We start from the raw sequence: 2,918 nt of genomic DNA on the forward strand, positions 1-2,918 counted from the left end.
GGTTTGCAGTAGCTTATAACATAAAAAGGCTGTCTAATTTATTTTAGACAGCCTTTTTATTTAGATGTCATATCTATTTTATTCTTTCTGCTCGCTTAACTTGGCTCTCTTTTTCTGTTGCATCTTCATTTGGTGGTTGCCTTTTCTTTCTTCACGCAACTTTTCGTATTTAGCGTATTGTTCCTGGTTAAGAATTTCTTTCATTTCCGCTTTCATTTCTATTTGCTGATCCAAGCTTTCGTTTTTCATTTTAAGCTTTTCATCTTTTGATAGACTTTCTCTTGAAGATTTTTCAGCACCAGACAGATTTCTTTGTTCCATTTTGGCTTTTCTTGTTTTTGCATTTTCAAGAAATAAGGTTTCCACTTGCTTTTGTTGGGCTTCGGTTAAATCTAAATCTAGAGTGAGTTGTTTTGTTTGCACCTGAGCCATTTCTTCTGGTGTATAATCTTGCATTTTTTGTTTGCTTTGCATTTTTTCTTGTGCTTGAGCAAAACTTGTAATAAAAACGAGGGTCATTAATGCTAATTTTTTCATAATAATAGAGTTTATGTTTATATATGTAAGACTGTTAAAACTTGAAAAGGTTTAATGGGTACTCTTTGGTTTACAGCGTATTCAAATATTCACGAATCAAATCGTAGCCTTCAGGGTGCGTCATGGTGGTTCCTGTTAATGGCATACTTATACCATTCATATACATAGACATTCTAAAATCGATGTTAGGTTTGTCTTCCGTAATGTAGGAGTCCGCTAAAGGGATGTTGTAAGCCAATCTTAAATAAGACTGGTCGCCACAAAAGGCACCTTCGCTATGGCAATGGGCACAATTCATGTCAAAATAGGCTCTGGCACGTTCTTCTAAGGTATAGTTAACAGCATCTTCCCAATTTGGCAAAATGGACACTTGCGAGGCATTTGATAAATTGGTGATGTAATTTTCTGAAATCCATGTTTGCAATTGGTTGTTGCCGTTTACCGCTCTAAGTTTTGGGCCAATAGGTACAATTACGTTGCTTGAGTTATGGCAATCGATGCAGTTTTGGGCAGAAGGAATGACATAATTCACATTCACGTTATTTCCATCTGTATTGGTATAGCTAACTGGAACGGTGCTGGTGGTATTGTCCAGAACCGCATCTGTTTGTAGGGCATTCCACTTGTAATTTCCAAGTTCCCACACGCCATTTTTCTTAATAAGAATTCGGGTTTCAATAAGTTGTCGACCTTCGGTTTCATCCCGTTCGTTGTTCCAATAATAAAAGGTTTTTGCTATGACCGTATTGTTTGGGAAATTTGGTAATCCGTCGTCTACAAATTCCATAGAAGTACCTTCAGGCAAAGCTAAAACACGTTGTTTGTATGAGTAATCTGAAAAAAGAGTTGTGTTTAGGTTATAAATAAACGCTCGATCGCTAGGTGTTAAGTCGTTTAAGTTTTCGGTAAATAAATTTAATTGCGACAAATTGGGTAAGAATTCTGGAACAACTAAAGGTGTTGGAGGTGGTGTTGGATCTGGTGGTGTTGGCGAATAATTGGTGTCGTCCGTATCATTGGAACAAGAGAAAAAGCATACAGACCATAACATTACTAAAAGTATTTTTTTCATTTTCAAGTTTGTTAATTTCGAAAGTGAAAATAAGAAAAATGTTTTATTGTTAAATATAAATATCGATAAATTATTGATTTAGACCGATTAAGGCTTCTTATATGGATGGCTCCTGTTAAAAGTATGGGTTGAAAACAAGAGGAGACCCAACTGTTTTCTTCTTAACAAATAGGAGTTTGTTTTTGTTTAAGGTGCATGAAAAGGTATTAAGGTTTGTTATGATATTTTGCTATCATCCATACGCATTCTAGCAGAGGTATTTCCTGGGATCAATACCTATTGAAGCATCTATTCTAGTTTGTTTTCTAATAAGAAGAGATTGTTTTTAGCTAAAAAAACCATCATAATAGATGTTATGTGGATCTTACATATAAGATTCTTTAGGTTGAAAAAGAATCGCAGCCACTTGATTTCTAAACTTGTTATTGCGTATTAAAATTTGAAACAAAAAACCTATGTTTGTACTATGCAAAATAAGCTCGAAACCTATATTCCACAGTCTGCTGTAGCACCCGTTTTATTACTTTTAAACCATGATCATTTAACGGTTAAAGTAAAAAACGAACGTAAAACCAGGCATGGAGACTACAGACGTTTGTCCGATGGAACTCATGTTATTACCGTTAACTCTAATTTAAATCCGTATCGGTTTTTAATTACTTTAATTCACGAAATCGCTCATTTTGAAGCTTATAACACCTACGGTAAATTTATAAAGCCACATGGGAAGGAATGGAAATATACCTTTCAACGTCTCATGTTGCCTTTTTTAAATCCAGACGTATTTCCTATGGAATTGCTGCCACTTTTAGCAAAGCATTTTAAAAATCCAAAAGCTAGTAGCGATACAGATGCCACTTTATCTTTAGCTTTAAAACAGTTTGAAGCCGATAACGATAAAACGTATGTATTTGAATTGGCCAAAGGAACCGCCTTTAAACTTTATAATGGGAAAGTTTTTAAAAAGGGAAATACACGAACAAAACGAATAGAATGTGTTGAAATAAAAACTGGAAAGTTGTATCTTTTCAATCCAAATGCTGAGGTAGAATTAATGGAACAATAAGTTTATTTCATGAAAATCTTATCGTAGCTTATCGATTTTAATAAAAACAGTTTCCCATATCTGCCTATTGGTTCACAGGTTTATGGGAATAAAAATAATATACTTAATGAACAAGAATTATTATGCCATTTTAATGGCTGGAGGCGTTGGATCTAGATTTTGGCCTGTTAGTACGCAAGATTTTCCGAAGCAATTTCACGACATGTTGGGAACGGGGGATACCTTGATACAAAAAACATTTCA

Annotated in this window: 4 protein-coding genes; 2 read left to right on the top strand and 2 right to left on the bottom strand. The window is 34.6% G+C overall.

Features of this window, described 5'->3' with window-relative positions; all coding sequences use genetic code 11:
- Nucleotides 1–78: 78 nt before the first annotated feature.
- Both VKY47_RS01150 and VKY47_RS01155 read right to left on the bottom strand, forming a co-directional pair.
- Complete coding sequence (locus tag VKY47_RS01150; protein ID WP_324309676.1) at nt 79–537, bottom strand: guided entry of tail-anchored proteins factor 1; 459 nt, start codon at nt 535–537, stop codon at nt 79–81.
- Between the two features lie 70 nt (nt 538–607).
- Complete coding sequence (locus VKY47_RS01155) at nt 608–1,609, bottom strand: hypothetical protein (RefSeq protein WP_324309678.1); 1,002 nt, start codon at nt 1,607–1,609, stop codon at nt 608–610.
- A 466-nt stretch (nt 1,610–2,075) separates the two neighbouring features.
- Here VKY47_RS01155 and VKY47_RS01160 point away from each other — a divergent pair, with 466 nt between their 5' ends.
- Both VKY47_RS01160 and VKY47_RS01165 read left to right on the top strand, forming a co-directional pair.
- On the top strand, nt 2,076–2,675 hold the full coding sequence (locus VKY47_RS01160; protein ID WP_324309680.1) for a SprT-like domain-containing protein: 600 nt from the start codon (nt 2,076–2,078) through the stop codon (nt 2,673–2,675).
- Between the two features lie 106 nt (nt 2,676–2,781).
- On the top strand, nt 2,782–2,918 hold a 137-nt coding region (locus tag VKY47_RS01165; protein ID WP_324309682.1), incomplete at its 3' end, for a sugar phosphate nucleotidyltransferase.

It is taken from the genome of Xanthomarina sp. (genome assembly GCF_035306705.1).
Lineage (GTDB): Bacteria > Bacteroidota > Bacteroidia > Flavobacteriales > Flavobacteriaceae > Xanthomarina.

Excerpts from the sequence above, each read along its gene's own strand:
- VKY47_RS01150 (WP_324309676.1), bottom strand. The coding sequence starts at position 537 with ATGAAAAAATTAGCATTAATGACCCTCGTTTTTATTACAAGTTTTGCT.
- VKY47_RS01155 (WP_324309678.1), bottom strand. The coding sequence starts at position 1,609 with ATGAAAAAAATACTTTTAGTAATGTTATGGTCTGTATGCTTTTTCTCT.
- VKY47_RS01160 (WP_324309680.1), top strand. The coding sequence starts at position 2,076 with ATGCAAAATAAGCTCGAAACCTATATTCCACAGTCTGCTGTAGCACCC.